The following is a 25,403-nucleotide window of genomic DNA, read 5'->3' as shown; positions in this document are numbered from 1 at the left end:
GTGCAAGGCTCTATAAACCTAGCCCCGTTGGGGCTGTTTTCAACCGCCCAAAGCCGCAGAGCGGCTTGATTTACCGAACCCGGTACGGCTCGTACCGGACAGTACAAATATGAAGAAAAAATACCTTTTCCAACTCGCCCAAGATCTCATTATGACGGCAGTGTTGCTGTCATTATTCGGCTATCACCTATATGAAGAAATCACCCACGAATGGCTGGGGCTGGCGTTTTTCGCCCTGATTATTTCCCATTTAACGCTCAATACTTGGTGGCTGAAAAAGCTGTTTACGGGCAAATACAACGGCTATCGAGCCTTTCAAACCACCGTAAATTTTGCCACTTTTTTGCTGTTTTTGACCGCTTGTATCAGCGGTATTCTACTCTCTAAGCACCTGTTTGCCGAAATGCCGTTCCACCTGACCGACGATTTCACCCGCAAAATCCATATGACCGGCACCCACTGGCTGCAAATTGCCGTCGGCGTGCATTTAGGGCTGCATTGGAAAGCGATTACCAACCTATTCGCCAACGCCTACCGTTTGAATCTGGAATATTGGCTGGCGAAATACCTAATCCCCACCTGCTGGACGATTATCGCCGCTTATGGCTTTTGGGTGTTTGCTGAACGGGAACTATTGCCCTATTTACTAATGCAGGTGGATTTTGCTTATTTCAATCACGGCGAATCGCAAGCGGTCTTTTATTTTGATTTTTTTGCAATGTTGATTGCAGTGGCTTATGTAACACGAATTGGCGTGTGGGTGGTGTTTTTTAGGGAGAAATTTGCAAATGCCGTCTGAAATTTGGGGTTCAGACGGCATTTTTATGAAAACTATTGCTGCTCAATAAAATTTAACAATTTTCCCCCTAAAACACCTTCCAAAACGGCACAATCTCAATCACTTTCCCATCAACAATCATTTTATCTTCCTGATCAAAAGTAACAATAATGCCTTGTTCGAGTTGGAAGAAATTCATCGCATCAACTAAGCCGTCTCGCTCTCGGGCGATATTTTCGGCATTTAGTTGCCAGCAGACTTGAATTAGCTGTGTCGGCGTGCTGTTTTGGCAGACGACAAAATCACATTCTTTGTTTCTTTCATTGTAGTAATACAGCTCTGAAAATTGTCGTCTGAGTTCCCAAAATACGGCATTTTCCAGCTTTCTGCCGAGATCTTGGCTGAAAGACGGACTAATCACACGCTGTAAGCCATTATCAATAAAATAAGCTTTGCGTGGGTTAGCAAGCTGGGTTTTGTAGGAATAGGCAAATTTTGGTAACAAATGAACCACATAGGCTTGCTCCAAATGCGAAAGATATTCCTGCACAGTGGAAGTGCTTTTCACTTCAAGGTTTTGTTTGAGTTTGTTTGCGGTAATTAAGTTGCCCACATTGCCCGCCAAAAAAAGCAACAGACGCTTCATCGCACGTTCGTCACGAATGCCGAAACGTACGATAATATCACGGTATAAAATATCGTTAATCAAGGCGTTTAAAATCTCGTCTTCATTAAATTGCAGATATTGCGGAAAACCGCCGAGAGCCAAATAATCCGATACTGCGTCGGCATTTTTTGCTTTGCCGAGAAATTCGCAAAACTCCACAAAAGAGAAAGGGAAAAGCTCTTTGCTGATGTGCCGCCCTGTCAGTTTTGTGCCGAGTTCACGGCTGAGCAAGGACGCATTAGAGCCCGTTACCACTACTTGATAGCCTTGATCGAGCTTGCCACGCACATACACTTCCCAACCTTCAATCACTTGAATTTCATCAAAATACAAAGTTCTACAATTCGGATTTTCTGCAATGATTTCATCTAGCAAAGCAAAATCAGTAAATTCAAAATTGAAAAGCTGCGGCGTGTCAAAGTTGAGAAAGAGATAACTATTTTCTGCTTGTTTCTCAATAAGTTGAGTGAGCAATGTACTTTTCCCACTACGGCGAATCCCCGACACCACCAAGGCAAAATTAGGTAGAATTTTAATTTTGTCTAACATTTGTCGTGGGTAGGTTTGTGGCAATAGTAGCTGTTGTTGCTGGCTTGTAATGGCTTGGGCAAGTTCGGATTTTAACAGCATAAAATAGCTCCTTATCAATCTATTCGTTACTAACGAACACTATTGTTTGATACTAATGGAAACTATTTTATGCCAGAAATAGAGCGAAAAGCAAAGTGTTTGTGAGTATCAAGCAATCAGACAAAGTAGGCTGAAAGATTGTTGAATTTAATTCACAAGCCCATCAACTTTACCCCATCTAATCAAAACAATCTTCACGCTTTATACTTATCCCCAGTCAATCAATCGGGGCAAAAGTTCCTCTAACAGGAGAAAGCAATGGAAAAAGTGATTTTGAACAATGGCGTAGAAATGCCGATGATTGGGTTTGGAGTGTATCAGGTATCGGACGATGAAACGGAAAAAGCGGTGTTACAGGCGTTGCAGGCCGGTTATCGTTTGATTGATACCGCTGCGGTTTATGGCAATGAAGCGGGCGTAGGGCGGGCGATTAAAGCGAGCGGTATTCCCCGTGAAGAGATTTTCGTGACCACCAAACTTTGGATTCAGCGTGAAAACGGCTACGAAGGCACGAAAAAAGCGTTGCAGGATTCCCTTGACCGTTTAGGGTTGGATTATGTGGATCTCTATTTAATGCACCAGCCGTTCGGCGAAGTACACGAGCAGTGGCGGGCAATGGAAGATCTCTACAAAGCAGGCAAAGCACGGGCGATTGGTGTGAGCAATTTCCATATGGACAGAGTGATGGATTTGATTACCTGCCGTGAAATTGTGCCGGCGGTCAATCAAATTGAAACCCACCCGTTTTATCAGCGAGAATCGGAAGTGGCGTTCCACAAAGAATTGGGCATTGTGCAACAGGCGTGGGGACCGCTTGCCGAAGGGAAATTTGAGATTTTCAGCAACCCGGTGTTGGGTAAAATTGCCGAAAAACACGGCAAATCGGTGGCACAAGTGGTATTGCGTTGGCTGAATCAACGGGGCGTGGCGATTATTCCGAAGTCGGTAAAAGCGGAACGCATTGCCGAAAACCGTGCGATTTTGGATTTTACGCTCGATAGCCAAGATCTTGCCGACATCGCCACCCTTAACCGCAACGAAACCATTTTTGATCACCGTGATCCGAAAATGATTAAGTGGTTAGCGGAATTTAGAGGGTAACAAGCGGTCATTTTTGAGAAAAAATTTGCAAAATAGGAGAGATGAAATGAAAACTCGTCGTCTTGGTTCACAAGGGTTAAGCGTATCCGAACTCGGTTTAGGCTGTATGAATATGACTTTCGGCTATGCGAACGGCATTTCGCAAGCAGACGGCATCAAACTGATCCGACGAGCCTTTGATTTGGGCGTAACGCTGTTCGATACTGCCGAAGCCTACGGCGAAGCGAATGAAATTTTGGTGGGTAAAGGCGTTGCCCCGTTTCGGGAGCAGGTGGTCATCGCCACCAAATTCGGCTTTAAAAACGGCAATGTACCCGAAGGGCTGGACAGCCACCCCGAGCGCATCCGCCAAGTGGTAGAGCAATCCCTTAAACGAATGAGAACGGACTATATCGATATTCTCTATCAGCACCGTGTTGATCCCGCCGTGCCGATTGAAGAAGTCACTGGGGCGGTAAAAGCATTGATTGATGAAGGCAAAGTGAAATACTTCGGTTTGTCCGAAGCAGGCGCGGAAACCATTCGCAAGGCTCACGCCGTGCAAGCTGTTTCCGTGTTGCAAAGTGAATATTCTATGTGGTGGCGTGAGCCGGAACAGAGTGTGTTTTCCACTTTGCAAGCATTAGACATCGGCTTTGTGCCGTTTAGCCCGTTAGGCAAAGGCTTTCTGACCGGGGCATTTAATGCGCAAAGCGAATTTAAAGAGGGAGATTTCCGCAAAAATCTCCCCCGTTTTCAGACTGAAGCAATGGCGAAAAATATGCAATTAGTCGAAGTTATCCGCCGAATCGCCGAACGTAAACAAGCAACCAATGCACAAATCGCACTGGCATGGGTACTGGCACAAAAAACGTGGATTGTGCCGATTTTCGGCACAACCAAATTACATCGTTTGGAAGAAAATTTAGGCTCGGCCGGCATTTCATTAACCGATGATGAACTCAACGAACTCAATCAAGCACTTGCACAAATTGAAATTGTCGGTCATCGTTATACCGCCGCTTCACAAAAAATGATCAATCGCTAAGGGGATAATATGAAAATAAAATCTTTTTTACTGACCAGCCTTGCTATCAGTGTGGCAAGCTTCTCTTTTGCCAAAGAACCGTTAATGATCGCCGAACAGGGCAGTTTTGCCGTGGGCGGTACGGTGAAAACCAGCGAGGGCAGCTACACGCCTGTTCCTGCGGAAATTGCCGACAAAAACAGTGCGTCATTTTGGGACGTTTACGGGGCAAGCGTGAAATCAGGCGGAATGACCCTGCACGGCGACCACGCTAGTGTGTTTTATCAAGTGCCGACCCAAGCAAAATCAACGCCGCTCGTCTTTTTGCACGGCTACGGCGGCTCAATCCGCACTTGGCAAACCACGCCGGACGGCAGAGAAGGCTTTGATACGCTCTTTTTACGCAAAGGCTACCCGATCTATTTAGTCGATCAGCCAAGAAGCGGGCTGGCGGGCAAAAGCACCGAAAAAGCCGAAATGGGTGCAGTGCCTGATGAGCAATTTTGGTATGCACAATTCCGTATCGGCGTTTATCCCGAAATGAACAAAGGCGTAGCGTTCCCTGCGGACAAAGCGGCACAGGAACAATTTTTCCGCTCAATGACCCCGGCCACAGGGACGTTTAATGTGGGCGTGATTACCGACAGTATGGCGAAATTGTTTGAAAAAACAGGCGACGGCGTGTTCGTTACCCACTCCGCAGGCGGGGTCATCGGCTGGACAACGGCAATGGCAAGCGACAAAGTGAAAGGTATTGTGGCGATGGAACCGGGTAATTTTCCCTTCCCCGAAGGCGAAGTACCTTCCGCATTAAGCAGCAAATTCGGCGATGTCAGCCCGATGAGCGTGCCGTTTGAGCAGTTCAAAAAACTCACGCAGATCCCGATAGTGATCTACTTCGGCGATTTTATCCCCGAACAATTAGACGGCACGCAGGGCGGCGAACAGTGGTTTATCCGCAAAAAACTGGCGGAACAGTGGGCGGAAACGGTGAATAAACACGGCGGTAAAGCCGAAGTGATTCACCTGCCGAAAATCGACATTAAAGGCAACACTCATTTTCCGTTTTCCGACTTAAACAACACCGAAGTGGCGGATGAAATGGCAAGATGGCTGAAAGCCAACGGTTTGGATAAATAAGGGTACAAGCGATCAGCTTTTGCAGATTTTTTGCAAAAGCTGATCGCTTGATTATTGAATTAAATTCACAAGCCTATCAAATTTTACCCCGTTAATCATTTTAAATCTAATGTTTATAATGACCGCAACCAAGCCGTTAATGGAGAACATTTTATGAACAAAATCCTTATCTTGGGTGCAAGCGGCAGTTTGGCAAAAGTCGTCATTCCCAAACTTTTAAAAAATCCCGACAACCAGTTAACGCTTTTTGTGCGAAACCCGAACAGCGTTGCAGAATTTGCCGGTGAAAAAGTGCAAATCATTCAGGGCGATGTGTTGGATTTTCCCGCTTTGGATGCGGCAATGTCAGGGCAGGAGATGGTTTATGCGGGGCTGGCGGGCAGTCTGGAAAAAATGGCGGATAATGTGGTTAAAACCGTTCAACGCAATCAGGTAAAACACTTGATTTGGATCAGTTCTATGGGCATTTACGGGGAGACGGGCGAAAACCACGGCTCTGTTTTAGATCCTTATAGAAAGTCCGCCCAACTAATTGAAAATTCGGATGTTCCTTATACGATTATCCGTCCGGCGTGGTTTACCGACGGACAGGAAATCGATTACCAAACCACCCAAAAAGGCGAGCCTTTTAAGGGAACAAGCGTTTCCCGTGCCAGCATTGCCGATCTGATTGAAAAAATCATCGCCAATCCCGATGAATTTAAACAAAAAAGCGTGGGCATCGGGCGGGTATAGGAGACAACAATGAAAAAACTAACGCTTATCACCGCCGTTTCTTTGGCGTTTTTAACCGCCTGCACCACTGCTCCTTCAGGCAGCCTGAACATCGCCGAACAGGGCAGTTTCACTGTGGGTGGTAGCTACGTTACCCACAAGGGGCGTTTTAACCCCGAAAACTTCACCGCCCCCGACGGTCAGCGTGCCTACGGCGATTTTGCTTATGTGAAATTCCAAAAGCCTGTGAACGCCAAACGCTATTCTTTGATTTTCCAGCACGGCGGGGCGCAGTCGTCCCGCACTTGGGAGACCACCGTAGACGGGCGGGAAGGCTTTGATACGCTGTTTGTGCGTAAGGGCTACGGTGTGTATCTGCTTGACCAGCCCAGAAGCGGTAAATCCAATTTGTCCACCCAAGCCGTAACGCCCGATACTCCTTGGGCAAGCAACCCGATGTACGGCGACAAAACCTTGTGGATTTTATCCCGCATGGGACATTTTGACGCTGACGGCAAGCCTGTTGCCAACGCCCAGTTTCCGCCGGGCGAAAATGCCTACCAAGCCTTTCAGCAGGCGTGGACCATCGGTTCGGGGCCTTTGGATAACGATTTGAACGCCGATGTGCTGGCAAAACTGGTGAATCGGACCGGCGGGGCGGTTTTGGTTACCCATTCCATGGGCGGTACCATCGGCTGGCGTACGGCCTTGCGTTCCGACAAAGTGAAAGCGATTGTGGCGTGGGAACCGGGCGGCACGCCGTTTGTCTTCCCCGAAAACGATATGCCGAAAATCACCAAAGCACGCTTTGAAGTACTGGGGGCCTCGGCCATGGGCGTGCCATTGGAAGCGTTCAAAAAACTCACCCGAATTCCGATTGTGCTGTATTACGGCGACTATATCCACGTCGGCTCGGACAATGTCGGCGAAGACAAATGGGGTACCGAACTTGAAATGGCGAAACAGTTCGTCGCCACCGTTAATAAATACGGCGGGGACGCCACGCTGGTTCACCTGCCCGAAATCGGCATTAAGGGCAATTCGCATTTTCTGATGGGCGAGAAAAACAACGCACGGCTTGCCGATTTAATGGCAGACTGGCTTAAAGAAAAGGGGCTGGATAAATGATAAAACCCCTTATCCTGACGGTGATATTGGGCGTATCGGCCTGCACTTATGCCGACACCGCCCCGCCTGAACAGACGGGCAGACAAACGGACAAACAGACCATGAACGATGAACAGGTTTTGACCGGCATTTACCGCCGAATCAATCGGGCGATGTTGGATAAAGACAGCGAAACGATTGACAGGCTGACTGCCGACGGCTTTACCCTTACCCACATCACAGGCTACAAACAAAGCAAAAGCGAATGGTTAAACCATATTGAAACGGGCAAAATGCAATACCACCAAATAGACGAACACAGCGTCAATGTGCGAATAAACGGCAATACGGCTGATGTGATCGGCAAAGCCCGCACCCGTGCCACCATTTGGGGAGCAAGCGGAACCTGGAACCTGCAACTGCACTATCGGGCGATGAAAAACGGCAATGTCTGGCAGGTACAAAATGCCGTTGCTACTTTGTTTTAACTTTTTTAACTTCAATAACGGAGCATATTATGAGCTTTAATATCCAAACCGAACGCCAAGCCTTAAAAGACTTGGTGGATACCTTTTCCAACCTTGCCGACGAAAAGAAAGTCGCCGAACAAATGCCTTTATTTACGCAAGATGCGGTGGTTAATACCTATATCGGCGGCAAACTGGTGTTTGAAATGAAAGGCACGGGCGAAATTGAAAAAGTGTTCGCCGAATATCTTGCCCCTTTCCACAGCGTCTATCACTTGAACGGTCAGCACACCGTTACTTTCCAAGATGAAAACAACGCCACGGCAATCAATTATTGTCTGGTGAAACTGGTGGAAGAAAAAGAGGGTAAACAAACCCTGCTGGAACACAGCGTACGTTACAACGATACCTACACCAAACAAAACGGCAACTGGCTGATTAAAAAGCGTATCGCCAACTTTATGATTAGCGAAACCCGTGAGATCGGGTGATTTGGGGAATGCCGTCTGAAAGCTAAATTTTCAGACGGCGTTTTATTTTTGCAGGTTACAAGCGGTCATTTTTTGAAAAAATTTTGCAAAATTTCTGCATCTGAACATCGGGAACATCGGCTTGCCGACGGTTCAGAAGGTGCGGGCGAAGCGGGTAAAACGGCTTTCAGGCTGCCTGAAAATCTCATTTCCCCCCTAACGCCGCAGCAATATGTCGCCATTGTTCGGGTAGTTTTTCGGCGGGGAGCGGCTCGCCTCTTTCGGCGTAATACCGCTCGGTGCCGACTACTGCCATGGCAAACATCGTTGCCTGATAATCCTTAAATTCATCGTATGCAGTGGCGGCGAACTTTTCCAAAAAAACCGTTTTGACAATATCCAGCTGATCTTGATAAAGATGGTGCCGCTTGGTCTGAATGTTCTGCAATGCCAGCATCAGCGGAATTTTTTCCTGAAATGCAGGCAGGTTGTTCTGCAAAAATTCGGCGACATTCGGCGAAGTGAAGCGTTCGTAGACGCTTTGAGCATAAAACGCCTTAAATTCGGCAATCAGTTTTGCCACTAAATCATCAATGCCCGAATAGTATTTGTAAAACGTCATTCGGTTGACCATCGCTCGCTCCAAAATCTCCCGCACGCTGATCTCTTTGTAATCTTTTTGGTTGAGAAGCTGTAAAAAGGCTTCCCGAATGGCTTTTTGGGTACGCAAGATGCGCAAATCGGTTTTCATCAGACAACGCTCCGTCAAAATATCTAAATAACAATACTAAACTGCTTTTTTGTATGTCTATTATGACAATCTATCCTGTTGTTGTCGATGTGCAAGCGGTCTGATTTTTCCTAAAATTTGCACATCTTTTTTACACAGCGAGAGCAAAAAATGAAAACCCAAATTACGTATTTACAACCTGTAATGCAAATTCAAGGCAGACAAAACGCCCAAAATATCAAAGGTAAAAGCTATGAAAAATTCTTTAATCCGCAATTGGCTGCACCTGTCGAAATGGTCAATGCCGTCAATGCGGGTGCGTTGCCGTCTGAAAAAATTTTCGCCCCGACGGCGGAGAATCTGAACCGTTGGTTGGCCGATCCGTATCAAATGCCTGTGAGCGGTTACGGCGTGTTGAACGAGGGCGGACGCGGCATTACCGCGTTTACCTGTTCGCGTCATTTTATGCCGAACGTCAATAGCGAAATGTTCAAATGGTGGATGCTGTGGCACACGGTGGAAAAAGAGCGTTACACGCTGTGGTTTCCGCAGGCGCATATCAACAACAGCCTAGCCGATCCTGAGCGTGCGGCGGATACGTCGTTGAGTTTTGAAGAACGGTTTTACAACAACAGCAACCATATTGTGGAATACATCGGCGAAATGGTGCTGGACACCGAAGCGGAATTTGTGCCGCCAACCCAATTCGGTTTTACGCAGGAACTGTTGGAAAAACAAGGTATTACCGCCAGCGCATCAGGTTGGGCACACACGGTTGGCAATAAAAATGTAGCAACGGCGATTTTGATTCACTTGGTACGTAACGTGGACGGCGGTGCGGAAATGTTCAGCCTGTATTACACCACGCCGCACGCCGAATTCAGCCGTATCGCCCAAATTGAGGGTGCAGGCGAACGCGGCGTGCAGTTTGCCCTAAGCCAAGGTTTGACCGAACGGCACGCACTGTCTTCCGCTTATGAAATGGCGGTACACGATATGACCGAGTTCACGCATTTAGCGGAAATTCTGCCTGAACTTTATGCCCAATTCGGACAGCAATAAGGAGAAACATCATGAAAATCAAGACCATTTTAACCGCACTTATTTTGGGCATGAATACGCTTTCCGTTCAGGCGGCCGAACCGCAAACCGCCCCGGCTTACATCGGACAGGCGTTCAATCAAATTTACGGCAAGGCGTACAGACCCGAAAACATGCAAGGCAAAGTACCGCTTGTGATTTTCGCTCACGAATTAAGTAAAACCCACGCGACGATGGAGGCTTACGCCAAATCCCTTGCCGAACACGGCGTGGCAGCCTATGTGTTTGATTTTCGCGGCGGCAGTGCCGAAAGCAAAAGTGCGGGTAAAACCACGGAGATGAGCGTTAAAACCGAAATGCGCGATTTACAGGAAGTGATTGAAGCGGCGAAAAAATGGGATTTTGTGGACGGCAATAAAATTGTGGTGGTCGGTGGCAGCCAAGGCGGCGTGGTCTCGGCATTGACCGCTGCGCAAAATCCGCAAGATATTGCAGGCTTGATTTTGATGTATCCCGCTTTTGTATTGGAAGACGATGCTAAAAAATTCGCCCCCGATGTCAGCAAATTACCGTCAGAAATCAATTATCGCGGCTGGATTCCGCTCGGCAGAGATTATTTTGACGTGGCAAAAAACCTTGATCTGTTCAGCAAAATCGGCAACTACACCAAGCCCGTGTTAATTATTCACGGCGATGCGGACGACATCGTGCCGATGAGCTACATCAATAAAGCCCGAAGCAGCTATCAGGCAGGCAATGCCGAAATTGCCGTAATTAAAGGCGGAAAACATATTTTTGAAAACGAAAACCACCACCGGCAGGCGTTGCAACAGATGTTGGGGTATTTACGTACACAGGGATTCGTTCGGTAAGCGCAACCTGATAAAGAGTAAAGCATGAAAAATATACAAACACTTCGCTCGCAATACCTGGTTGCACCCGAATATCGCGATACGCCATTCCCGAGCAATTAGCGAACATTGCGAATATAACTGCCGACGGGCAGCCGTCGTTTCAAGCATAATTTTTTATAGAACGCCGTATACGCATTGCAACAAATGTTTGCGGTTTAAAACCGAGACGCCGTCTGAAATTTATCTTTCAGACGGCGTTTCGTTTTCGGAGCAGGGTGCAAGCGGTCATTTTTTCTAAAAATTTTGCAAATACACTTTTATGCCGTCTGAAAACCCTACCACAAAACAATATCAAACAGTTTTAACACTTGTGCATACAGATAAAATCCGCCCGCCGTTAAAAAGGTGCTTGCCCCGATCGCTCCCCAAAATCCCCATTTCGGCAATAGCTCCGTTTGGCGACTTCCGACACCAATACCACCAAAAAAGCGGTAACGGCGTATTTAAACCAGATGTTTATCGCAGTTTCTCCATTACGGTTGCTTGATAAAAGCCGTCCTCCGCTAGCGGTTTTGTTCCCCCCATTGGCATAGGCTGTCCAAAATCGGCATCAGGGACAAGGCCTTGTCCGACAGGCTGTATTCCACTTTGGGCGGGATTTGCGGGTATTCGGTGCGGATCACCAGCCCGTCGTTTTCCAGCTCTTTTAACGATTGGCTTAATGTTTTAACCGAGATTTTGCCGATTTTGCGTTGCAGCTCGTTGAACCGCATATTCGGCGGATTGAGATACAGCCAGAACAAAATCACCATTTTGTATTTTCCGCCGATAAGCGAGAGGGCATAGCCGAAGCCGGTTTCGTCCAGCGATTCGATGTTTTGATAGTGGGGGGCGTTGAGCATGGGTACTTTCCTTTGGGTGAGTATATTACGTTAAGTTTCGTACTATTTTTAAAAAATGTAGTGCATTATAATGCATGCACTTTCTTTTTTAAACCTCAAATCGGAGTGTCTTTTATGAAAATCCAAATCTGGTCAGACTATGCCTGCCCTTACTGCTACATCGGCAAACGCCATTTGGAACAAGCCCTTGAACAATTCGCCCATAAAGACGAAGTGCAGGTTGAGTTCAAGGCCTTTGAGCTTTATCCGCAGGCGGGCACAACGGCGGTGAACACCACCCAAGAGCGTATCGAGAAAAAATACGCCAAATCACCGCAGGGGGCGTTGGAGATGATCGCCCACATTGAAAATATGGGCAAACGGGCGGGGCTGGCTATGAATTATGCGGGCGTGAAAAACACCAACACCTTTGACGCCCACCGCCTTTACAAATGGGCGGACGCTTTGGGCAAAGGCGGTGAAATGAACGAACGCCTGATGGAAGCCTATTTCAGCGACAATGTAGAGCTTGCCAATCACGATAATTTGGCGAAATTTGCCGAAGATGTCGGCTTAAACGGCGAAGAAGCACGCAAAATGCTGGCAGATAATGATTTCGCCCAAGCGGTGAAAGACGATGAAAACGAAGCCCGTACCATCGGCGTGCAGGGCGTGCCGTTTTTTGTGTTTGACGGCAAAACCGCCACTTCGGGGGCAATGCCCGTGGGCGGGTTGGTGCAACTGTTAAACCAAGTGTATGCCGAAAACCACCAAGACGGCTTAAACGGTGCCAGTTGCGGCATTGACGGGGGCGAATAATGGCGTTGCAAAACTTTATGCCGTCTGAAAAGCCCGTTACGATGGGCAGGGACGATGCCGAAAAACGCTTGATTTTACTGCACGGCCTAACCCTTTCAGGCAGGCAGTTCGTGCCTGTCGGGCGTTTTTTGCTGGAACGGCTGAACGGTGATTGGCAGATTATCCTGCCTACCGCCCCCGTGCAGGCGGTAACTTGGGCGGACGGACAGCATACGACGGCATGGTTTGATCTGCCGCACGGACGCTTTGACCGAAACCAAGACGAAGCGGGGCTGAACCAAGCAAAAGCGTATGTTCACACGTTGATAGACGAGGCACTTTCAGACGGCATCACCAGCCGAAATATCGTGATCGGCGGGTTTTCGCAAGGCGGGGCGTTGGCGTTATTGTCCGGCCTCACTTACCCCGACACGCTCGGCGGAGCGGTATGTTTGTCGGGCTATCTGCCGATTGCCGATCAATTGAACGGCTTGCAAAGAGATGAAAAATTCCCCGTTTTGCTTGCCCACGGTCAATTTGATGAACCGATAGATGTCTCGCTTGCCGAAGAAGCGGTGGGTGTTCTGCAACATAACGGCTTTGAAGCCGCTTTTAAAACCTACCCGATCGGGCATACGCTGAACGAAGCCGAACTGACCGATGTGGCCGATTGGCTGAAAATGTTGTGATGAAATTGCCGCTTGGCGTGATGCAAGCGGTTGTTTTTTTAAAAAACTTTGCAAAACGGTTTTCAGTTGGTCTGAAAAAGGCTGCTCCCCAACTTCAAATCCCAAATTCAAAACCCTATAATGTGCAGAGCATCTTTTCTTTTGGGAGCAGGTGAAAAAGGCGGATTTTTTTACTGCCCGTTGAAGAAACAGAATCCGTAACTCCGTGCGGTGCATTCGGTGAAAAGAGGTAAGGTATGAAAAAAGACACGATAACCGCACTGGTTTTTGCCGTTTTTTCTATGGCATTTATCACGCTTTGTTTTACCCATCAAGGTTTTTTCGACTGGATTTTTTTAAGGCACGCCAATCAGGCAAGCTGGTATATCCGTCCTTTGTTTCTGATTCCTTTATGCCTGTTTGCTTATAAAAGAAGTTTGGGTGGTATTTTTATCACGATATTTTTGCTTTTAACCAGTATGTTCTGGTTTCCCGAACCCGAAACGGTAAACGGGCGGATTAAAGATTTTTTGGAATTTGAAAAAAACTGGCTGATGGGGGAATGGAGAGCCGTCAAAATATTATTCACCCTGCTTGTCCCGCTGTCATTAAGTTTATTGTGCGGTGCGTTTTGGAAAAGAAACGTTCGGCTCGGAACCGCCGTCATCGTGCTGATAGCATTATCCAAAGCCCTGTGGAGCATAGTGTATGGGGGAGAAGCGGGCAAAGCCGTCATCATACCTGCGGTATTGGGGCTTTTAATCTGCGTAGCGGCGGTATGGGTTTATGTGAAAAAAACGCACAGTTAGTGATTTGAACCTTAATACCCGAATTGTTTTACGGGAGCTTTCAGATTGCCTGAAAGCCCGTTTTCAGACGGCATCCCCCTTTTTTACATTTCAAACGGTTGGCATATTTTTACGGTATTAAATTCAGTTTTAATCGTTTCACCGCTTCCCGTTTGCTTTGCAGTCAGTCAGATAAATGATGTATCTTAGAAAGTGTGCAACGTGAACGGAGGTGTGTATGCCTGAAAAAATCCCTGTCGATTTGAACGTACTGTCCGAAACCGCCCTGATCACCTTATGGGCAAAGGGTGTGGAATTCGGACGCGGCGATGCTTTATTGAAAGACGCACAGGCGGCACGCCTGTTGAACCTGATTGACTACGATTTTGCCAAATTCGAACAGGCGGTGATGTCGCAGGTCGGCTGCTGCGCCCGTGCCGCCTTGATTGACAACCATACGCGCCGTTTTCTGGCGGAACATCCCGACGGCGTGGTTATCCAGCTCGGCTGCGGATTGGACGCGCGTTACGAACGCCTGGGCAGCCCGCCGTTGACGGCTTGGTATGATTTGGATTTGCCCGATATGATGCGGGTACGTTCCGAACTGCTGCCCCCCAACGGCAACCGCTACCTTTGCGGTTCACTGTTTGATACGGACTGGATGCAGACCGTAAAATCCCATGGCAAGCCCGTGCTGGTGCTGTTGGAAGGGGTGTTGATGTATTTTGAAGAAAAGCAAATACGGCGGCTTTTTGCGGATATTGCCAGGGAATTGACTCAGGCCGAAGCGGTGTTCGATTCCATACCGCCGATACTGTTACGCATGCAGAAGAAACACGACGCCCTGCGAACGATGGATAACGCACCCGCATTCCTTTGGGCACCGAAACGGTTCGACATGTTCCAAAGCTGGAACGACAGGTGGCGGGTGGCCGAAGTCACCGGCATCAGCAGCATTTGCGCCCACCGCTACCCGTGGTTCGCCCGCCTGTTTTACAAATTGAACTGGGTCAGACAGAACGGCGACCAGCGCATTGTGCGGTTGGTTTTATCCGAAACATAAGACATGAATTGAGCGTGCTTGAGGCCGTCTGAAAGGCTCATTTCAGACGGCGCTTTGGTTTGAAAGGGCTTGCAAGCGGTCGGGTTTCCTCGGAAATTTGCAAAACGCCCGCTACGCTGACCGCACTTCCTCCGCCGTTTGCGCCATGATTTCGCGGAACCGTTGTTGCATAGGTGCTAGATAAGCAGATTGGGGGAGGTTCCGACATCTTATATATTGGAGACTTGTCGGATTTTCCCTCAAGCTACGCCTTTGAACACCAAAGTGCGGTCGGTTTTAATTTATTTTTTCAAATAAATTTATTGCCGAGCGCATTATTTTTTGTATTGTTTTACCGGCTTTCCGTTTGCCGGAGGCGGTAGATAGTGCCGCTGCCCCATGCTCCTGCCAAAGTCTCTCCGTGTAATCCCCGTCCTAAGGCGACAAGGCTGCCTTGCAGTTTCGGAGTGACCGGGCGGCTTTCTTTCCCGTCGAGGCTTACCCGTCGCACCAGTCCCGCACCGTTGTCCGCAACAAGCACGGCCTGCGTGCCGTCGTTAATAATGCCGACGCCGGGGCGGGTGAAAGACCGGCCGATTTCGTGCGGCTGTCCGTCGGTTGTAATACGGGTTACGCGCCCGCCGTATTGGGAAGCCACCAAGCTGCCGTCCGCCGCTTCCGTAACGCCGACTGGCAGTGATAAACCGCTTGCCGCAATGCGCCGTTTGCCGGTTTCGATATTCAACGCCACGATTTCACCCGCTGCCTGGTTGGCAATCAGCAATTCGCCACTGCGGGCAAAAGCAATGCCGGTAGGTGTAGCCAAACCCTCGGCAATCCGTTCACTGCGCCCGTCGGCCTCAATGCGGAGAATATAGTCACCCGAGTAGGAAGCGGCATATAACGTACCGTCTTTAGCCAGTGCCAAGCCGGCGGGTGCAGCGATTTTAACGGGCAGAATGCGGCGCGAGCCGTCCGCAGCGATTCGCACGATATGATCCGCCGACCAGTCGGAAACATAAACGGCATGCTCGTTACTGACGATGGCGGTAGGCGACTGGAAATCTTGATAGAGAATTTCAACCTGTGGCGGTGCAGCCGTTTCCTGCGCACAGGCAGCGAATGCGATCGCAGATAAAAGCGGTATGAGTAAATTTTTCATACGGACACCTCCGCAAACACCTCTTTCGCCGCATACACCGCATTCAGCACTTTAGGGAAGCCCAGATAGGGCACGCACTGGATAAAGGTTTCCACAATCTGTTCGCGGGTCAGACCGACGTTGAGCGCGGCATGAATATGTACGCGCAACTGCTTTTCGCACCCGCCTTGCGCTGCCAACGCCGCCAGCGTCACCAATTCCCGCTGTCGCAAATCCAAGTGAGGGCGGTTGTAGATTTCGCCGAAGGCAAAACCGATGATATAAGTCCCCAAATCGGGAGCGATGTCCGCCAACGCTTGCATCACCGCCTCGCCTTGCTCTCCGTCTATGGTCTGCAGGGTTTCAAGTCCGCGTTGTTGTAATGCTTGGTTCTGTAACATAGTTTACTCCTTAGTCTGATTAGGCAAAATTGCTGTAACAGGTTAAACTATGGAGTAGACTCCAAGGCAAGAGGTTTTTTGTAATGATAGTCAATCTGAACTGTTGAATATTTTGAGCGGGAATTGAAGTAGTTATTGCACGACAATCAATCCCAGCGCACCTTTATCCGCTTGCATTAAATCCGACGAACCGAAAGTAAAGGGTTGGGAATTAGAAGCCGAATGCTCGAATTTCACCAGGATTTTCGCCGTTCTTTCAAACCATAGCGTATCCTGCCATACCAATTCATTGCCTGGTGTAGCAACGTCATCTCGGCTTTCGACTACGAATTTCGCTCCTTGAATGCGGAATCCCATGGCATTAGTAGCGCTTAACGTCCAGCGTTCCGCCGAACCTTGTTTGGCATTCACATCAATTCGGCGCGGATCAAACCGTTTATTGTTGATCATGGCGTTTTCCGCATCAAAATGGAATGCGCGTTCTTGGAGAATTTGGCTTGGCAACGTGGCGACTGCGCTGAATCGATAGCTCGGTTTTCCGTTGAATACGGAAAGTAATCCTTCCGGACGTAATTCCAATACGGTGTTGTCCGTCAGTTCGCCGTTATCATTGAAAAATAGGTCGATTTTGTCGAGGAAAGAGCGCTTTTTGCCGACGATAAGCGATACGTTGCCGCCTTCGTTTAAGTCCACCAGAATTTCAACCCGTTCTCCCATACCGACCAATACGGATTTGACGGTTTTAGCTTCCGGCAGGAAGCCTTGATCTTTGGCTATCAGTAAAAACGCCCGTTCGTCATCAAACTGCAGCGGATAACTGCGGGATACGGAAGCGTTTAGTATGCGCAGACGAATCCAGCCGCGCCCTACGTTTATAAAAGGCGCTTCCTGTCCGTTAACAAATAGGCGATCTCCGTAAAAGTGCGGTTCGTTTTGACGGAATAATTGGCTACCTTCTTTATTCAGGTGCAAATCCTGTAAAATCAGCGGAATATCGTTAACGCCGTATTTATTCGGTAACTGTGCTTGACGGCTTTCGTCATCTTCAATAATCCACATACCCGCCAAGCCGCGGTAGTTCTGATAAGCGGAACTCGCCAGCGAACAGGAATGATAATAACAAGTGGCGGCGGGTTGGGTAATCGGTACAATCGGCGACCAACCCTGTTGCGGTTTTAGGCTGTGTCCGATACCGCCCAGAATATTGCTGTTGGTTTGCAGTCCTTGAATATTCATGGCAACGGAATGGGGCAGATTATTGCGATAATTTAATTTGACAAAATCCCCCTGACGCACCCGTACGGTAGGACCGAGATATTGTCCGTTGAAGCCCCAGACTTCCACAAGTTTGTCGTCAATCAGTTTCACCTGTGCGCTTTCCAAGCCCAGAAAGACGGGTTTGCCGCGCCGGCTTTCAATCAACGGCGGAATAACGAGCGGTTGCTTTGTCGCCGCTAACAACGTAGCGGGTAGGGCCGAAAGTGCGGTGGCAATCAGCGTTTTTTTGAATAATGAACGGCGGGAATAATTCATAATTTATTCCTTTGCTTGTGCGATTTCCGCATCTAATTCGGCAATACGTTTCGCCATCACGTCATGGCAGTATTGGGCGAATTCACGCACGTTTTCTTTGCTGAAACGGGCGGAATCGATAGGATCCATAATTTCGCAAATTACTTTACCGTTATCCCAGCGGTTTAAATCCACTTTATTGTGCGTGGTGGAACAAATAACCGGCACAACCGGTACGCCGGCGATTAATGCGGTATAAAACGCACCGGTTTTAAACGGCAGCAATCCGCGGCCTCGGCTGCGCGTTCCTTCCGGAAACATAAAAACACGCAAATCGTCTTCATTGATATGTCTGGCGACGCGTGTCATGGTACCGTGCGCTTTACTGCGGTTTTCGCGATCGATAAAAATATTGCCCGTCGCCCAATATAAAATACCGAAAAACGGCACCCAAATCAGACTTTTTTTGCCCACCGAAACTGTGCGCGGCATCACCATATAGGAAATGGTCACCATATCATAATTGTTTTGATGATTACCGATATAAATACAGCGTCCCACTTTGTCCGCATCTTTCGGAAAACGGTGTTCCACTTTTAATCCGAACAACGGCGCCAAGCGCCCGAACCAGCGCGCCATAATGCCGACATTATTGGGGTTTTTAAAGCGAATGAGCGAATAAACGGTACCGAACAGACAAATCAGAATACAACAGATAGCGACGAGAATGATACGACAGATTTTCAACATAAATTGGCGTCCTTTTGGAAATTTGGTAAAGTATAGCGAAATTGGCGGGTATTTTCTATTTTTAATCGGTATTCCCGTTGTTCTCCCGTATTGTCCAATCAGGATTTATCAATGCATAAAACATATTTTATTGCGGATTTACATCTTTCCGAAACTCGTCCGAATTTGACCGCACTTTTCGTAGATTTTATGCAACACCTCGCACCTGATGCGGACGCCGTGTATATTTTAGGCGATTTATTCGATTTCTGGATTGGTGACGATGAACGTTCGCCGTTGATTGATACGGTGAAAAATCAAATTCGTACGCTTGTGCAACAGGGCGTGCCTTGCTATTTCATTCATGGTAATCGGGATTTTTTATTAGGGAAACGATTTGCCGGGGATTGCGGTTTACGACTGCTGCCGGAGTATCAGGTGATTGATTTATACGGCGAACCGACCTTGATTTGTCACGGCGATACGCTTTGTACCGATGATCTGCATTATCAGGCGTTTCGTCGCAAAGTGCACCGGCCTTGGCTGCAATGGTTATTTCGTCGCTTGCCGTTAAAAGTGCGGTTGAAAATCGCGCAGAATATTCGGACGAAAAGTAGCCGGGACAAGCAAAACAAAAGTCAGGCGATTATGGACGTAAACCCTGAATTCACCCGACGGATTTTCGAACGGTTTCAGGTTAAACGCTTGATTCACGGGCACACCCATCGCCAAAATATTCATCAAATTCCGCCGCACTTTGAGCGCATTGTGTTAGGCGATTGGGGCGAAACGGCGTCTATTCTGGAAGTCACCCCGCAAGATATAAGGTTTCGTCAATAAAAAAGCCCGCATTTAGGCGGGCTGAGTTTTATCAATTCAGTTTATTTGGAAACCACATCGTTACCGGATCCCGGTTTGATCTTTGTTCCCGGCGAACGACGCTGTTCGGGGGAAAGTGCGGTGGAATTTTGCGTCGTTTTATATTGTTTCCGGTCATACAGTTCGCGCCGATAAGTATCCACCCACATTGCCGTTGCACCGCATACCGCTACCGGAATCACCACCAGATTTATCACCGGAGTGAAGGTGCAAAGCGTGACCAGCGTGCCGAAAATCAGACTCTGCGTGCGGTTTTCTTTCAGCTTCACGCGCATGGTTCGAAAAGAAATTTTATGGTTATCGAAAGGATAGTCGCAGTATTGAATCGCCATCATCCACGCGCCGAACAGGAATGCCGCAATCGGCACTGCCGTTTGTCCTAAAATAGGCATAAAACCTAATAAAAACAAAACGATATATATAGGTACGCTGTACACCAGTTTTTGCCATTCTCGTGCCAGCATACGCGGAATATCTTTTATAAAATCCGCCATATTTGTGTCCAGCAAAACTTCGCCCGTCAGCATTTTTTCCACTTTTTCCGCCAGTAAACCGTTAAACGGTGCGGCGATAAAGCCCGATAACATGGCGAAAGAAAAATAGAATAAAATTAAAATCATGGCAAGAGCGGTGACAAACATGACGGAACTCAGCCAATCCAGCCAGTCGGGCAGAAAACCCATAATCCAATCGATCATGCTGTTGATTTGAGTGACGAAAACCCATAATAGCCCCATCATTAACAGAATATTCAACAACACGGGCATAATTACAAAACGGCGTAATCCGGGCTGGGTAATTAAATGCCAACCCGTAACAAAATAGTGAAAGCCGGACTTCACTTCATTTTCTTCAATCATTTTTATCCTTTTTTATTCACTGTCATCTGTATTAAAGTGCGGTTAAAAAATATAAATTTCAAGATCCACAAATCTGTTAAATATGGTAAGCTAACAGCAATTTTGAAACCGTTCTTACACCCTATAAGGTGAATGGTTAGGCTGTCAAAAAAAGGAAAAGTTGCAATGGATTTAAATACCATCTTAATCATTTTAGGTATCCTCGCCCTGATAGGCTTAGTCGCTCACGGTATTTGGTCGAACCGTCGCGAAAAATCGCAATATTTCGATAACGAGAATGCCTTTCATCGCAATCCTCAATCTACCGGCCGGCCGAGCGCACAAGCCTCGCAGCCTATGACGCCGAATTTCGCCCAACCGGCAAAAGAAACGGAACAAATCCGTCAAACTTATCAGGAACCGCAAGTTCGGCAAATGTCCTCTTCGCCGGAGCAGCAAACGCGGCCGACAGCGCAGGCGATGCCGGAAAATCGTGCGGAATTCAATCCTAATACGGTTCAACCGGAGCAACAACCCCTTGATTTCAACGCAGCGGAAAATATTAAAATAACTTTGCCTAATACGGAAACCCGAGCGGGTGGCGCTGAGCCGATACGTTATGAATATCATGCGGAAGAGGAACGTTCCGCACCGCTCGAACAAACCTTTAACCAACCGGTTTATACGGAAGATCGCGCGGTGCCGGATATGCAGGTTTCATTACGGCAACCGGCGCCCGAGAGCCCGATTTCGCAGCCGACGTTGCAACAACCGGTCAACGATGCGCCGGCTTACCAGCATTCGCAACCCGCACCTGCCGAGCCGACGGATTTCATTATGCTTTACGTCGTGGCGCCGGAAAACCGCCAGTTCCACGGTCCATCGCTGGCGCAGGCATTGGATAATTTAGGTTTTATTTTCGGGCAGGGAAATATTTACCACCGCCATCTGGATTTAACCGTCGCCAGTCCGGCGATTTTCAGTGTGGCGAACATTAACCAGCCGGGTACTTTTAACCCGCACGGAATGCAGGATTTTAGCACCGTCGGCGTGGCATTATTTATGCAGTTGCCTGTTGCCGGTAATCCGCGTGCTAATCTGAAAATGATGATCCAGGCGGCGAAAAATTTGGCTTCGCAATTGGGCGGATTTGTGTTAACCGAACAACAGGAAGAATTTGACGTAATGGCGGAGGCCGCATATTTAGCCCGCGTATAGTTGTAAAAATAATTAAAAAATAACCGCACTTTACAATCGACGGGATTGAAAGTGCGGTTTATTTTGCCAGAGATTTTAAAATGACCGATATTCAAAACCAAATTAATCAGTTGCGTAACACCTTACGTCATCATGAATACCAATATCACGTGTTGGATAATCCTGAAATTCCGGACAGCGAATATGATCGTCTGTTCCACCGGTTGAAAGCCTTAGAGCAGCAACACCCCGAATTGATTAGCGCCGATTCGCCGACTCAACGGGTCGGGGCGAAGCCGTTGGCGGGATTTGCTCAAATTACCCATGAATTGCCGATGTTATCGCTGGATAACGTTTTTTCCGACGAAGAGTTTTACGCTTTTGTGAAACGGATTCAGGAACGTCTGATAACTTTGCCCGATAATCTGGAATTTTGTTGCGAACCGAAACTGGACGGTTTAGCGGTGAGTATTTTGTACGAAAACGGCAGATTGGTTCAGGCGGCGACCCGCGGTGACGGTACCACGGGCGAAGACATTACCTTGAACATCCGCACTATACGCAATATTCCGCTGCAGTTGCTGACGGATAATCCTCCGGTTCGGCTTGAGGTGCGGGGTGAGGTGTTTATGCCGCAGGAGGGATTCGACAGGCTGAATGAAGCCGCATTGGCCAGAGGCGAAAAAACCTTTGCCAATCCGCGCAATGCAGCGGCGGGTTCGTTGCGTCAGCTCGACCCGAAAATTACCAGTCAGCGTCCGTTGGTGTGGAATGCGTACAGTATCGGCATTGCGGAAGGGGCGGATTTACCGCCGACCCATTATGAACGGTTGCAATGGTTGAAATCTATCGGTATTCCGGTGAACGGGGAAATTCGCTTGTGTCGCGGTGCCGAAAACGTGCTGAAATTTTACCGCACTATTCAGGAAAAGCGCCCGGAGCTGGGATATGATATTGACGGCACCGTGTTAAAAGTGAACGAGATAGCGTTACAGGAACGCCTCGGTTTTATTTCCAAAGCACCGCGTTGGGCGATAGCCTATAAATTCCCGGCACAGGAAGAAATGACGGTACTGAACGATGTGGAATTTCAAGTGGGACGCACGGGCGCTATTACGCCGGTGGCGAAACTGCAACCGGTTTTTGTCGCGGGGGTGACGGTCAGCAACGCTACGCTGCATAACGGCGATGAGATCGCTCGATTGGATATCGCCATTGGCGATACGGTCATCGTTCGTCGCGCCGGCGATGTGATTCCGCAAATTATCGGCGTGGTGCATGATCGCCGTCCGCCCAATGCCGAACCGATTATTTTCCCGACCCTTTGTCCGGTGTGCCATTCCGCCATTGTCCGTATTGAAGGTGAGGCTGTGGCGCGTTGTACCGGCGGTTTGTTCTGCGACGCACAACGGAAAGAATCTTTAAAACACTTTGTTTCCCGTCGGGCGATGGATATTGACGGCGTAGGGGCGAAACTTATAGAGCAGCTGGTCGACCGGGAATTGATTCGCACCCCGGCGGATCTGTTCAAATTGGATTTAATCACATTGATGCGACTTGAACGCATGGGTGAAAAATCCGCACAAAAAGCGTTGGACAGTCTGGAAAAAGCCAAAAAAACCACACTTGCCCGTTTTATTTTTGCTCTTGGTATTCGCGAAGTCGGCGAAGCGACAGCGTTAAATCTGGCAAATTTCTTTAAAAATCTGACCGCACTTCAAACCGCGGATTTAGAACAGTTGCAGGCGGTGTCCGACGTGGGCGAAGTGGTGGCGAACCGCATTTACGTCTTCTGGCGTGAACAGCATAATATCGATGTGGTGAATGATCTGATTGCGCAAGGCGTACATTGGGACGACGTAGAAGAAAAACAGGTAAATGAAAATCCGTTTAAAGAAAAAACCGTCGTACTTACCGGCACGCTGAGCCAAATGGGGCGTAATGAAGCCAAAGCTTTGTTGCAGCAAATGGGGGCTAAAGTGGCCGGCAGCGTATCAGCCAAAACCCATATTGTGATCGCGGGAGATTCCGCCGGTTCTAAATTAAGCAAAGCGCAGGACTTAGGCGTTGCAGTGATGAGCGAGGCGGAATTTCTCGAAATTGTAAATAGTTTTTCCTAACATATCAGTAGGTTAGATAAAATAAAAAGTGCGGTCGAAAAATTTAACGTTTTTTGACCGCACTTTTTTATAATGATGATTAATTGACGACTTGTTGCATTTTTTCGCCGGCGCTTTGAATATCTTTACCTACGCCTTTGGTGGTTTCGCAAGCCGTTAAAGTGAAAATAAACGCACTGGCAATAAATACTGAAATTAATTTTTTCATGGTTCTATACCCCTTATTTTATGTTGGATTCACAAAGTCATTCTACTCTAATATCGCCGAAGGATAAAAGGATTTTTGACGAAATTTATAATTTGTCTCGGTTCTTATTTTTCATCCCCCGCTTGCTGACTGTGCAGTTTTCCCATTTTCCGCTTGAAATGGTAACGGCACAGGGATAAGTAGCGATCGTTGCCGCCGATTTGAATTTGTTCGCCGTCTTTCACGACTTCGCCCCGTTCATTTAACCGCACCACGAAATTGGCTTTACGTCCGCATTCGCAAATGGTTTTGAGTTCTTCCAGTTGATCCGCCCATGCCAGCAAATATTGACTGCCTTCAAATAAATTGCCTTGGAAATCCGTACGAATGCCGTAACAAAGCACGGGAATATTGAGTTCGTCCACCACGTCGGAAAGTTGATACACTTGCGTTTTAGTCAGAAATTGCGCTTCATCCAATAATACGCAATTTAATTTGCCGCTGTTGTGTCGTGTCCGAATTTCCCGCCAGAAATCGGTTTTATCATTAAACAAGTACGCCTGTGCACTGATGCCGATGCGGGACGTGATTTTCCCCGCGCCGAAACGGTCGTCAATGGCGGCGGTGTAAAGCATGACGTTCATGGCGCGTTCCCGGTAGTTATAGGCCGATTGCAGCAATGTGGTGGATTTACCGGCGTTCATGGTGGAATAATAAAAATAGAGTTTTGCCATTTTTGTTGGTTGATAAACAGACGATATTTTAATTAAGCCAGGCGTTGGCGTACAATTTCAAACAGGCAGACGCCGGTGGCGACGGAAACGTTTAACGAAGATACGCTGCCCGCCATCGGAATACTGATGAGTTGGTCGCAGCATTCGCGCGTTAACCGGCGCATGCCGTCGCCTTCCGCCCCCATTACTAACGCGAGCGATCCGGTTAGTTCGGTTTGATAAAGGGTTTCTGACGCTTCACCCGCCGTGCCCACCACCCAAATGTTGTGGGATTGTTGAATATCGCGCAGGGTGCGCGCCAGATTGGTAACGCGGATTAACGGCAGCACTTCCGCTGCGCCGCAAGCCACTTTACGGGCGATGGAAGTGAGTTGTGCCGATTTGTCTTTCGGTACAATCACCGCGTCCACGCCGGCGGCGTCCGCCGTGCGCAGGCATGCGCCTAAATTATGCGGATCGGTTACACCGTCCAGCACCAGTAATAACGGATTCGGTTTGCCGTTCAAAATGTTATCGAGATCGGACTCGTTCAGTTCTTTTGCCGGCTGTACCCGCGCGATAATGCCTTGGTGGACTTCGCCGTGCGCTTTGTTATCCAAGGTCTGGCGGTTTAAAAACTGCACTGAGATACCCAAATTATGCAATTCGTTTAACAAAGGCTGAAGTCGTTTGTCATCGCGGCCTTTCAGCGCATAAACTTCAACTACGAGTTCCGGCGTACGCTCGAGAAAAGATTTTACGGCGTGAATGCCGTAGATATTTTCGGACATTTTATTTCCTTT

The 25,403-nt window shown here is 48.2% G+C and carries 28 protein-coding genes; 17 read left to right on the top strand and 11 right to left on the bottom strand.

What is annotated here, in order from left to right; translation table 11 throughout:
- The first annotated feature begins 109 nt into the window (after positions 1-109).
- Complete coding sequence (locus ASUC_RS10810; protein ID WP_012073813.1) at positions 110-799, top strand: DUF4405 domain-containing protein; 690 nt, start codon at positions 110-112, stop codon at positions 797-799.
- A gap of 67 nt (positions 800-866) precedes the next feature.
- On the opposite strand, the gene ASUC_RS10805 is transcribed toward ASUC_RS10810, so the two are convergent.
- The gene (locus ASUC_RS10805; protein ID WP_012073812.1) at positions 867-2,075 is read right to left on the bottom strand and encodes an ATP-binding protein; all 1,209 of its coding nucleotides are present in this window, start codon (positions 2,073-2,075) and stop codon (positions 867-869) included.
- A 258-nt stretch (positions 2,076-2,333) separates the two neighbouring features.
- Between ASUC_RS10805 and ASUC_RS10800 the strand changes: the two genes are divergently transcribed.
- The 7 genes from ASUC_RS10800 to ASUC_RS10770 all read left to right on the top strand — a co-directional run bounded on the left by ASUC_RS10800 (position 2,334) and on the right by ASUC_RS10770 (position 8,101).
- Positions 2,334-3,176: an aldo/keto reductase gene (locus ASUC_RS10800; protein WP_012073811.1), complete on the top strand. Its 843-nt coding sequence runs from the start codon at positions 2,334-2,336 to the stop codon at positions 3,174-3,176.
- A 46-nt stretch (positions 3,177-3,222) separates the two neighbouring features.
- Positions 3,223-4,203, top strand: coding sequence for an aldo/keto reductase (locus ASUC_RS10795; protein ID WP_012073810.1), 981 nt, complete (start codon positions 3,223-3,225; stop codon positions 4,201-4,203).
- A gap of 9 nt (positions 4,204-4,212) precedes the next feature.
- Positions 4,213-5,322: an alpha/beta hydrolase gene (locus ASUC_RS10790; RefSeq protein ID WP_012073809.1), complete on the top strand. Its 1,110-nt coding sequence runs from the start codon at positions 4,213-4,215 to the stop codon at positions 5,320-5,322.
- A 153-nt stretch (positions 5,323-5,475) separates the two neighbouring features.
- Entirely contained in the window at positions 5,476-6,057 is a 582-nt protein-coding gene (locus tag ASUC_RS10785) for an NAD(P)H-binding protein (protein ID WP_012073808.1), read from the top strand.
- Between the two features lie 9 nt (positions 6,058-6,066).
- Complete coding sequence (locus ASUC_RS10780; RefSeq protein WP_012073807.1) at positions 6,067-7,164, top strand: alpha/beta hydrolase; 1,098 nt, start codon at positions 6,067-6,069, stop codon at positions 7,162-7,164.
- Positions 7,161-7,631 (top strand): nuclear transport factor 2 family protein, encoded by a 471-nt coding sequence (locus tag ASUC_RS11035; protein WP_012073806.1) that lies wholly within the window; start codon positions 7,161-7,163, stop codon positions 7,629-7,631. The genes ASUC_RS10780 and ASUC_RS11035 overlap by 4 nt, the downstream gene beginning before the upstream one ends.
- A gap of 29 nt (positions 7,632-7,660) precedes the next feature.
- Positions 7,661-8,101 (top strand): nuclear transport factor 2 family protein, encoded by a 441-nt coding sequence (locus tag ASUC_RS10770; RefSeq protein ID WP_012073805.1) that lies wholly within the window; start codon positions 7,661-7,663, stop codon positions 8,099-8,101.
- Positions 8,102-8,285: 184 nt separating this feature from the next.
- Here ASUC_RS10770 and ASUC_RS10765 read toward each other — a convergent pair whose 3' ends face one another.
- Positions 8,286-8,831 (bottom strand): TetR/AcrR family transcriptional regulator, encoded by a 546-nt coding sequence (locus tag ASUC_RS10765; RefSeq protein ID WP_012073804.1) that lies wholly within the window; start codon positions 8,829-8,831, stop codon positions 8,286-8,288.
- A 150-nt stretch (positions 8,832-8,981) separates the two neighbouring features.
- Here ASUC_RS10765 and ASUC_RS10760 point away from each other — a divergent pair, with 150 nt between their 5' ends.
- Both ASUC_RS10760 and ASUC_RS10755 read left to right on the top strand, forming a co-directional pair.
- The gene (locus ASUC_RS10760) at positions 8,982-9,872 is read left to right on the top strand and encodes a DAPG hydrolase family protein (RefSeq protein WP_012073803.1); all 891 of its coding nucleotides are present in this window, start codon (positions 8,982-8,984) and stop codon (positions 9,870-9,872) included.
- 11 nt (positions 9,873-9,883) lie between these two features.
- Positions 9,884-10,723 (top strand): alpha/beta hydrolase, encoded by an 840-nt coding sequence (locus tag ASUC_RS10755; protein WP_012073802.1) that lies wholly within the window; start codon positions 9,884-9,886, stop codon positions 10,721-10,723.
- Positions 10,724-11,268: 545 nt separating this feature from the next.
- On the opposite strand, the gene ASUC_RS10750 is transcribed toward ASUC_RS10755, so the two are convergent.
- Positions 11,269-11,607 carry a winged helix-turn-helix transcriptional regulator gene (locus ASUC_RS10750; protein WP_012073801.1) on the bottom strand — a complete coding sequence of 113 codons (339 nt, stop codon included), beginning with the start codon at positions 11,605-11,607 and terminating at the stop codon, positions 11,269-11,271.
- A gap of 114 nt (positions 11,608-11,721) precedes the next feature.
- Between ASUC_RS10750 and ASUC_RS10745 the strand changes: the two genes are divergently transcribed.
- From ASUC_RS10745 to ASUC_RS10730, 4 genes are all read left to right on the top strand, one after another.
- Positions 11,722-12,405, top strand: a complete 684-nt coding sequence (locus ASUC_RS10745) for a DsbA family oxidoreductase (RefSeq protein WP_012073800.1) — start codon at positions 11,722-11,724, stop codon at positions 12,403-12,405.
- Complete coding sequence (locus tag ASUC_RS10740; RefSeq protein WP_012073799.1) at positions 12,405-13,073, top strand: alpha/beta hydrolase; 669 nt, start codon at positions 12,405-12,407, stop codon at positions 13,071-13,073. Before ASUC_RS10745 ends, ASUC_RS10740 begins: the two co-directional genes overlap by 1 nt.
- Before the next feature lie 236 nt (positions 13,074-13,309).
- Positions 13,310-13,861 carry a hypothetical protein gene (locus ASUC_RS10735; protein ID WP_012073798.1) on the top strand — a complete coding sequence of 184 codons (552 nt, stop codon included), beginning with the start codon at positions 13,310-13,312 and terminating at the stop codon, positions 13,859-13,861.
- Positions 13,862-14,078: 217 nt separating this feature from the next.
- Positions 14,079-14,903 (top strand): class I SAM-dependent methyltransferase, encoded by an 825-nt coding sequence (locus ASUC_RS10730; RefSeq protein ID WP_012073797.1) that lies wholly within the window; start codon positions 14,079-14,081, stop codon positions 14,901-14,903.
- Between the two features lie 331 nt (positions 14,904-15,234).
- On the opposite strand, the gene ASUC_RS10725 is transcribed toward ASUC_RS10730, so the two are convergent.
- The 4 genes from ASUC_RS10725 to ASUC_RS10710 all read right to left on the bottom strand — a co-directional run bounded on the left by ASUC_RS10725 (position 15,235) and on the right by ASUC_RS10710 (position 18,686).
- Positions 15,235-16,044, bottom strand: coding sequence for a Vgb family protein (locus ASUC_RS10725; RefSeq protein ID WP_012073796.1), 810 nt, complete (start codon positions 16,042-16,044; stop codon positions 15,235-15,237).
- Positions 16,041-16,424, bottom strand: coding sequence for a carboxymuconolactone decarboxylase family protein (locus ASUC_RS10720; protein ID WP_012073795.1), 384 nt, complete (start codon positions 16,422-16,424; stop codon positions 16,041-16,043). Before ASUC_RS10720 ends, ASUC_RS10725 begins: the two co-directional genes overlap by 4 nt.
- A 132-nt stretch (positions 16,425-16,556) precedes the next feature.
- Positions 16,557-17,960: a multicopper oxidase domain-containing protein gene (locus tag ASUC_RS10715; protein ID WP_041834672.1), complete on the bottom strand. Its 1,404-nt coding sequence runs from the start codon at positions 17,958-17,960 to the stop codon at positions 16,557-16,559.
- Positions 17,961-18,686, bottom strand: a complete 726-nt coding sequence (locus ASUC_RS10710) for a 1-acylglycerol-3-phosphate O-acyltransferase (protein WP_012073793.1) — start codon at positions 18,684-18,686, stop codon at positions 17,961-17,963.
- Between the two features lie 111 nt (positions 18,687-18,797).
- Here ASUC_RS10710 and lpxH point away from each other — a divergent pair, with 111 nt between their 5' ends.
- Positions 18,798-19,505 (top strand): UDP-2,3-diacylglucosamine diphosphatase, encoded by a 708-nt coding sequence (gene lpxH / locus ASUC_RS10705; protein WP_012073792.1) that lies wholly within the window; start codon positions 18,798-18,800, stop codon positions 19,503-19,505.
- Positions 19,506-19,546: 41 nt separating this feature from the next.
- Here lpxH and cysZ read toward each other — a convergent pair whose 3' ends face one another.
- The gene (gene cysZ / locus ASUC_RS10700; protein ID WP_012073791.1) at positions 19,547-20,404 is read right to left on the bottom strand and encodes a sulfate transporter CysZ; all 858 of its coding nucleotides are present in this window, start codon (positions 20,402-20,404) and stop codon (positions 19,547-19,549) included.
- A 165-nt stretch (positions 20,405-20,569) separates the two neighbouring features.
- Between cysZ and zipA the strand changes: the two genes are divergently transcribed.
- Both zipA and ligA read left to right on the top strand, forming a co-directional pair.
- Positions 20,570-21,601 carry a cell division protein ZipA gene (gene zipA, locus ASUC_RS10690; protein ID WP_012073790.1) on the top strand — a complete coding sequence of 344 codons (1,032 nt, stop codon included), beginning with the start codon at positions 20,570-20,572 and terminating at the stop codon, positions 21,599-21,601.
- An 80-nt stretch (positions 21,602-21,681) separates the two neighbouring features.
- Positions 21,682-23,700: an NAD-dependent DNA ligase LigA gene (gene ligA, locus ASUC_RS10685; RefSeq protein WP_012073789.1), complete on the top strand. Its 2,019-nt coding sequence runs from the start codon at positions 21,682-21,684 to the stop codon at positions 23,698-23,700.
- Positions 23,701-23,779: 79 nt separating this feature from the next.
- On the opposite strand, the gene ASUC_RS10680 is transcribed toward ligA, so the two are convergent.
- The 3 genes from ASUC_RS10680 to rlmB form a co-directional block, all read right to left on the bottom strand.
- Positions 23,780-23,908 (bottom strand): entericidin A/B family lipoprotein, encoded by a 129-nt coding sequence (locus tag ASUC_RS10680; protein ID WP_012073788.1) that lies wholly within the window; start codon positions 23,906-23,908, stop codon positions 23,780-23,782.
- Positions 23,909-24,012: 104 nt separating this feature from the next.
- Complete coding sequence (locus tag ASUC_RS10675) at positions 24,013-24,621, bottom strand: thymidine kinase (RefSeq protein WP_012073787.1); 609 nt, start codon at positions 24,619-24,621, stop codon at positions 24,013-24,015.
- Between the two features lie 32 nt (positions 24,622-24,653).
- Entirely contained in the window at positions 24,654-25,391 is a 738-nt protein-coding gene (gene rlmB, locus ASUC_RS10670; protein WP_012073786.1) for a 23S rRNA (guanosine(2251)-2'-O)-methyltransferase RlmB, read from the bottom strand.
- Between the last annotated feature and the right edge of the window lie 12 nt (positions 25,392-25,403).

The organism is Actinobacillus succinogenes 130Z (genome assembly GCF_000017245.1).
Classification (GTDB): Bacteria; Pseudomonadota; Gammaproteobacteria; order Enterobacterales; family Pasteurellaceae; genus Exercitatus; species Exercitatus succinogenes.
This window is presented reverse-complemented; position numbering and strand designations above follow the sequence as displayed.

Bases quoted from the DNA above. Each gene is read 5' to 3' on its own strand.
- ligA (WP_012073789.1), top strand. From the start codon at position 21,682: ATGACCGATATTCAAAACCAAATTAATCAGTTGCGTAACACCTTACGT.
- zipA (WP_012073790.1), top strand. From the start codon at position 20,570: ATGGATTTAAATACCATCTTAATCATTTTAGGTATCCTCGCCCTGATA.
- ASUC_RS10745 (WP_012073800.1), top strand. From the start codon at position 11,722: ATGAAAATCCAAATCTGGTCAGACTATGCCTGCCCTTACTGCTACATC.
- ASUC_RS10795 (WP_012073810.1), top strand. From the start codon at position 3,223: ATGAAAACTCGTCGTCTTGGTTCACAAGGGTTAAGCGTATCCGAACTC.
- ASUC_RS10785 (WP_012073808.1), top strand. From the start codon at position 5,476: ATGAACAAAATCCTTATCTTGGGTGCAAGCGGCAGTTTGGCAAAAGTC.
- ASUC_RS10735 (WP_012073798.1), top strand. From the start codon at position 13,310: ATGAAAAAAGACACGATAACCGCACTGGTTTTTGCCGTTTTTTCTATG.
- ASUC_RS10800 (WP_012073811.1), top strand. From the start codon at position 2,334: ATGGAAAAAGTGATTTTGAACAATGGCGTAGAAATGCCGATGATTGGG.
- ASUC_RS10730 (WP_012073797.1), top strand. From the start codon at position 14,079: ATGCCTGAAAAAATCCCTGTCGATTTGAACGTACTGTCCGAAACCGCC.
- ASUC_RS10805 (WP_012073812.1), bottom strand. From the start codon at position 2,075: ATGCTGTTAAAATCCGAACTTGCCCAAGCCATTACAAGCCAGCAACAA.
- ASUC_RS10810 (WP_012073813.1), top strand. From the start codon at position 110: ATGAAGAAAAAATACCTTTTCCAACTCGCCCAAGATCTCATTATGACG.
- ASUC_RS10755 (WP_012073802.1), top strand. From the start codon at position 9,884: ATGAAAATCAAGACCATTTTAACCGCACTTATTTTGGGCATGAATACG.
- ASUC_RS10740 (WP_012073799.1), top strand. From the start codon at position 12,405: ATGGCGTTGCAAAACTTTATGCCGTCTGAAAAGCCCGTTACGATGGGC.
- ASUC_RS10675 (WP_012073787.1), bottom strand. From the start codon at position 24,621: ATGGCAAAACTCTATTTTTATTATTCCACCATGAACGCCGGTAAATCC.
- ASUC_RS10760 (WP_012073803.1), top strand. From the start codon at position 8,982: ATGAAAACCCAAATTACGTATTTACAACCTGTAATGCAAATTCAAGGC.
- ASUC_RS10720 (WP_012073795.1), bottom strand. From the start codon at position 16,424: ATGTTACAGAACCAAGCATTACAACAACGCGGACTTGAAACCCTGCAG.
- rlmB (WP_012073786.1), bottom strand. From the start codon at position 25,391: ATGTCCGAAAATATCTACGGCATTCACGCCGTAAAATCTTTTCTCGAG.
- ASUC_RS10790 (WP_012073809.1), top strand. From the start codon at position 4,213: ATGAAAATAAAATCTTTTTTACTGACCAGCCTTGCTATCAGTGTGGCA.
- ASUC_RS10725 (WP_012073796.1), bottom strand. From the start codon at position 16,044: ATGAAAAATTTACTCATACCGCTTTTATCTGCGATCGCATTCGCTGCC.
- ASUC_RS10750 (WP_012073801.1), bottom strand. From the start codon at position 11,607: ATGCTCAACGCCCCCCACTATCAAAACATCGAATCGCTGGACGAAACC.
- cysZ (WP_012073791.1), bottom strand. From the start codon at position 20,404: ATGATTGAAGAAAATGAAGTGAAGTCCGGCTTTCACTATTTTGTTACG.
- ASUC_RS10680 (WP_012073788.1), bottom strand. From the start codon at position 23,908: ATGAAAAAATTAATTTCAGTATTTATTGCCAGTGCGTTTATTTTCACT.
- lpxH (WP_012073792.1), top strand. From the start codon at position 18,798: ATGCATAAAACATATTTTATTGCGGATTTACATCTTTCCGAAACTCGT.
- ASUC_RS10780 (WP_012073807.1), top strand. From the start codon at position 6,067: ATGAAAAAACTAACGCTTATCACCGCCGTTTCTTTGGCGTTTTTAACC.
- ASUC_RS10765 (WP_012073804.1), bottom strand. From the start codon at position 8,831: ATGAAAACCGATTTGCGCATCTTGCGTACCCAAAAAGCCATTCGGGAA.
- ASUC_RS10770 (WP_012073805.1), top strand. From the start codon at position 7,661: ATGAGCTTTAATATCCAAACCGAACGCCAAGCCTTAAAAGACTTGGTG.
- ASUC_RS10710 (WP_012073793.1), bottom strand. From the start codon at position 18,686: ATGTTGAAAATCTGTCGTATCATTCTCGTCGCTATCTGTTGTATTCTG.
- ASUC_RS11035 (WP_012073806.1), top strand. From the start codon at position 7,161: ATGATAAAACCCCTTATCCTGACGGTGATATTGGGCGTATCGGCCTGC.